Source organism: Streptomyces bohaiensis, assembly GCF_012033785.1.
Taxonomy (GTDB): domain Bacteria; phylum Actinomycetota; class Actinomycetes; order Streptomycetales; family Streptomycetaceae; genus Streptomyces; species Streptomyces bohaiensis.
Genome location: NZ_JAAVJC010000307.1, coordinates 1 through 5473, shown reverse-complemented (window position 1 = coordinate 5473; position 5473 = coordinate 1). Strand labels below are relative to the sequence as shown.

Sequence of the window (5473 nt, the reverse complement as noted above, 5' to 3'; positions counted from 1 at the left end):
CGCCGCGCCGGGTGTGTTCCGGCGCGGCGCCACGGATCAGCCCACGGCGGCCGGTTCCGGCGCGGTGACGCCCTGCCCCTGGAACCGCAGCCAGTTGACGTTCAGCAGGCCGCCGGTGTTGTCGTTGCCGTCCTGCCGGCGGATCACGAAGTAGACCCCGCCGTCCGGCTCGTGGTCCCCGATCTCCGCGGTGACGGTCTCCCACTCCTGCCATCCACCGGTCCCGGTGACCTCGACGGAGCCGATCAGCTCTCCCTCGGGGTCGCCGACGCGGATCTCGACGGTGCCGCCCTCCACGGCGGAGGCCACCCGCAGCTCGACGGCGTCGATCCCGGAGAGGTTCATCGGCTCGTAGCCGAACCAGTCGCCGTCCGCGATGTGCCCGATGTTGAGCCCCCCGCCGGTGTCGGAGGTGGCCTCGGTCCTGACCCCGGGCTCGTCCGCCCCGGCACCGTCCGAGACGCGGCCGGTGGAGGTGAAGAACTCCGCCTCCTTGTCCTTGGTGTGCAGGACGACGACCTCCTGGGTCGTCAGCGGCTCGGTGCCCGGCGCGCCCTCGTCGGTGTAGGTGACGGTGACGACACCGAAGATGTTGGCGCCGACGTGGCCCTCGTCCCCGGGCAGCGGGAAGGAGCCGGAGCATCCGCGGTACTGCTCGTAGGGGTGCGCGTGTTCGTCGTGGCCGAGCGCCGGCTGGGTGATCACCCGCTCGCAGTCGATCTCGCCGTCCTCGGCGTCGGTGACGGTCACCTCGTACTCGATGGTGTCGCCCCAGCTGAACAGGCCGCCGTTCAGCGGCGCCTCCACGGTGATCTCGGGAGCGCTGTTGCCGGCGTTGATCTCCACGCCGGCCACGGCCGTCTCACCGTCGGGGTCGGTCACGGTCAGCGTCACCGACCGGACCCCCGCCTCGGTGTAGGTGTGCGTCACCTCCGCGTCGGTGGCGTCGGTGGTGCCGTCGCCGTCGAGATCCCAGGCGTAGGTCAGATCCCCGCCGTCGGGGTCCTCGGAGCGGGCGGCGGAGAAGGTGACCTCCAGCGGCAGCGGTCCGGAGGTGACGTCGGTGTCGAGCCGCGCCACCGGCGCGGAGCCGCCGGCGGTGCGGTGATCGACGCGGTAGACACCGGAGTCGGTGTTGTCGCCGCCGAAGCCGCTGCCCCAGTCGATGACGTAGAGCGCGCCGTCCGGGCCGAACCGCAGGGCGTGCGGCCGCTTGAACGACAGCTCCTCCAGGGCGCGTTCCACCCCGTCGACCTCGCCGCCGTCGACCCCGACGGCGAACAGCCGGCCGTTGTTCCAGTCGCCCAGCACGGCCTTGCCGTCCCAGGAGGCGGGCCACTTCCGGTCCGACTCCGACGCCTCGTCCCAGACGTACACGCCGCTGGTCATCGGGGCGCCGCTGGTGCCGATCTCGGGGACCCCGGTGGAGGAGGCGCCCATCCACAGTTCGGCCGCGATGGCCGGCGGCAGCTCGGTCACTCCGTCGTTGTTGGGCGAGTTGTTGACGGGAGCCGAGCAGTCGAAGGGCTCGCCGGAGGTGCGGGTCGCGAAGTCGAAGTCGACGTACGGGGTGTTGTCGCCGACGCAGTAGGGCCAGCCGTAGAAGCCGGGGGTGTCGACGATGTTCCACTCGACCCGGCCGTCCGGCCCGCGGCCGTCGTTCGCCGCGGCGGCGTCCGGGCCGTAGTCGGCGACCAGCAGCGCGTCCGTGCGCGGGTCGAGGCCGATGCGGAACGGGTTGCGGAAGCCCATGGCGTAGATCTCGGCGCGGGTGTTCGCCTCGCCCGCCTCGAACAGGTTGCCCTCGGGGACGGTGTAGCCGCCGTCCTCGGTGGGGGTGATCCGCAGGATCTTGCCGTTGAGGTTGGCCGAGTTGGCCGAGGTCCGCTGCGCGTCCCAGAGTTCGCGGCCCGGGCGCTCGTCGATCGGGGTGTACCCGTCGGAGGCGAACGGGTTGGTGATGTCGCCGGTGGCGATCAGCAGGTTGCCGTCGCCGTCGAACTGGAGGGCGCCACCCGCGTGGCAGCACTGCTGGCGCTGCGTCCCGATCTCCAGCACGACCTCCTCGCTGGCGGCGGGGATCGTCTCGCCCTCCAGCGTGAACCGCGAGACGCGGTCCACGGCCTCACCGCCGGCGGGGGAGTAGTAGAGGTAGAGGTGGCCGTTGTCGTTGAACGCCGGGTCCAGGGCGATGCCCAGCAGGCCGTACTCCTGACCGGTGTACACCTCGACCCGGCCCGCCGTGGTCGCCGTGCCGTTGGCGCGCACCAGCCGGACGTCGCCGCCGCGGTCGATGTAGAGGACCCGTCCGTCGTCGGTGACCGCCAGCTCCATGGGGTTGCTGGTGGTGTCGTCCAGCGTGACCGTCGAGAAAGTGCCGGCGGGCTCCTCCTGGTCGTCGCCGCCGCCGCAGAGGCCGTCCCCGTGCAGGCCGGCCGCGTACTCGATCCCGCCGAGCAGGTGCTGGACGAACTCGGGCTCGCTGTAGGACTCCCGGGTGTGCCCCATGCCGGTGTACCAGGACCGGCCGCCGTCGTACGCCTGGCACCAGACGATCGGGTGGTCGCCCATCGCGCCGTTGCCGGGGCTGTAGCTGGACTCGTCGAGCGAGGCCAGCACGTGCACCGCGTCACGCGGGTTGTCCTGGAAGTTGTACCACTCGTCGTAGCGGGTCCAGGAGTCGTCGAGGTGCTCCGTAGAGGGGTGGTCGTGGTCCTCGATGTCGACGGTGGCGTCCTGGTTGTGCGGGTGGCTCGCGAAGTACGAGCCGACGAGGCCGCCGTACCAGGGCCAGTCGTACTCGGTGTCGGAGGCCGCGTGCACGCCCGCGTAGCCGCCACCGGCCTGGATGTAGCGCTCGAACGCCTCCTGCTGGCCGGAGTCGAGCACGTCGCCGGTGGTCGACAGCCACACCACGGCGTCGTACGGCTCCAAGCCGGAGTCGGTGAAGACGGAGGCGTCCTCGGTGGCGGTGACGTCGAACCCGTTCTCCTCGCCGAGCTGTTCGATGGCGGCGATGCCGGCGGGTATGGAGTCGTGGCGGAACCCCGCCGTCTTGGAGAAGACCAGGACGGAGGCGGTGTCCTGGTCGTCGTGGCCCGGGTGGGCGGCGGCGGTGAGTCCGCCGGCGGCGGCCGGGGCGGCCAGCAGGCCGACGGTCACGGCACAGGCGAGTGCCGCTCGGGATCCGCGTCGGGAGCGGGGTCCCGGGGGCGGTGCGGACGAAGCGCGTGGGGCGCGTGGTGACACAGCAGTCTCCTCAGGTGGGGGGCGGGGAGCACAAGCCGGTTTCTGCGACGTAACTCCCATGTGTAGGAGCGGGGTCGGAGAAAGTCCATATGCCCGACCGTGAATTGCACACCCACCTGACAAAATGCCACGCTGTGTCATGTACGTGGCGCTCTCTGTTACCGCCGGGGCGGGGGTGGGCACACCGGTCGGCCCTCGCGATCGTCCGCGATCGTCCGCGATCGTCCGTGGACGGCGCACGGAGCCGGCCGGGGCGGGCGAGGTGCGGCGGCCGTCGGTCCGTCGACCGTCAGACTGACCCTGCCCGCGCCGCATCCGCGGCCCTCCCGGACCGGTGCGCGGACCCGCCGATCGAGAGGAACCCGCTGTGACCGGACCCCGCGTCGAACTGCGGCCCCTGGACGCGCCGTTGCTGGAACGGCTGGTCGTCGCCGCCGTCGACGGCGCCCGACCCGCGCAGGTCGCGCCGCTGAGCGGCGCCGACGACCCGTCCCCGCAGGCCCCGGTCGACCACTGGACCGACGCGCGCATCGACGCCTTCCGCGCCTGGCACCGCGCCGCGTCCCTCGCCCCCGGCGGTGGCCAGCGGACCTTCGCCGTCCTCCTCGCCGAGCCGGCCGTACCCGCGGGCGAGGGGCGCGGGGGCACCGCTGCCGCTGCCGATGCCGGTGGCGACGGCGCGGACGGCGAGCCCACGAACGGCGAGCCCGCGGACGGCGAGCCCGCGGACGGCGAGGTCATCGGCGCCGCCCGGCTCGCCGACGTGCCGGGCGAGGCAGGAACCGTCGAGGCGGGACTCTGGCTGTCGCGGCACCACCGCGGCCGGGGCCACGGTCGCACGGTGCTGCGGCTGCTCCGCGAGGCTGCCCGTGACGCCGGGGCCCATCGGCTGTTCGCCTCGACCACCGCCGGGAACGCGGCGGCACGCCGACTGCTGGTGACCGAACTCGGAGCCCACACCGCACCGGGCGCCGCCACGCTGACCGCGCGTGATCAACTCAGCCCCGCAGCGGCCCTGTTGGGCCGGGCATCCGGCCCGGGTGAGGCGCCGTCGCCCGCCTGGCGGGAGCAGCCCGGCTCCCCCGGGCCACTGGTGCTGCGGTGGCTGCGGGAGGCTGCCGACGCCGGAGTCGCCGCGCTCCAGGCCGCCACCCTGGCGACGGTCGACGAGGAGGGCGCCCCCGACGCGCGCGTGCTGGTGCTCCGCGACGTCTCGCCCGACGGTGCCGCCTGGAGCTTCGCCACCGACAGCGGCAGCACCAAGGGCCGGCAGCTTGCGGCACGCCCCGCCGCCGCGCTGACCCTCCACTGGCCCGAACAGGCCCGCCAGGTGCGCGTCCGGGGAGAGGTGGCCGCCGGTACCCGGGACGACGCCGCCGCGGAGTTCCGCACCCGCTCGCCCGCGGCCCGCATCGCCGCCCACACCGGGCACCAGTCCGAGCCGCTCGCCTCCGACCAGGCCTACCGGCAGGCGGCCGAGGCCGCCCGCCGTCTGGTGGCGGCCGACCCCGACGCCGTGCCGCCCGGCCACACCGTCTACACCCTGCACGCCCGCGAGGTCGAGTTCTGGCAAGGCGCCCCCGACCGCTTCCACCAGCGGCTCCACTACCACCGCACCGCCGACGGCTGGGACGCGCGCCGCCTCTGGCCCTGACCGGTCGGGCCGGTCGAGCTGTCGGCCCCGTCGAGCCGCCGGCCGGCCCCCGCCCTGTCGGTGTCCGGGAGGGCAGGGGAGCGCGCGACGGTGCTGTGGCGGCGATGTTCGCGCCGTCGCGCGCCGCCCAGACGGGGCGATGGCGCGCGTGGCGTGTGTCCTGGTCACGGTCCCGCTCGTTCACACGGCATGGTGCGACACGCACGGACCCCCACCAGCTGGTACACGCCGCCGCCACCTCGCGAACCGGCCTGGAGCGGCGGCCAGGCGGACGGTACGCCGCTGTACTCCTTGCTGGTCCGGGAATGGCGCGACGCCGGGCGCCTGACGCCCGGTCACACGGACGCGACCTGGGACCGGCTGACCGGCCCGGCCCCGACGCCCGGCGGCCCCCGGACCTCGGTCGGGACGCGCCACACCGCGCCCACCGGTCGGGCCGCCCCCGGTCAGGCCCCGTCCACGGCTGCGACGGGCACATCGCCCCCCGCGGCGGGCGGCGGCGGGCGCCATGCCGCACCGACGGGCACATCGCCGGGGAGGGCGCGGCGCCGGGCGCCGCGGTCTGCCAGC

At 74.2% G+C, this 5473-nt stretch carries 2 protein-coding genes; one reads left to right on the top strand and one right to left on the bottom strand.

Annotation, left to right across the window (positions count from 1 at the left end; genetic code table 11):
- Positions 1-36: 36 nt before the first annotated feature.
- Positions 37-3162, bottom strand: coding sequence for a ThuA domain-containing protein (locus HCN52_RS21510; protein WP_312876822.1), 3126 nt, complete (start codon positions 3160-3162; stop codon positions 37-39).
- Positions 3163-3616: 454 nt separating this feature from the next.
- On the opposite strand from HCN52_RS21510, the gene HCN52_RS24935 reads away from it, so the two are divergent.
- The gene (locus tag HCN52_RS24935; protein ID WP_209314832.1) at positions 3617-4903 is read left to right on the top strand and encodes a pyridoxal 5'-phosphate synthase; all 1287 of its coding nucleotides are present in this window, start codon (positions 3617-3619) and stop codon (positions 4901-4903) included.
- Positions 4904-5473 lie beyond the last annotated feature (570 nt).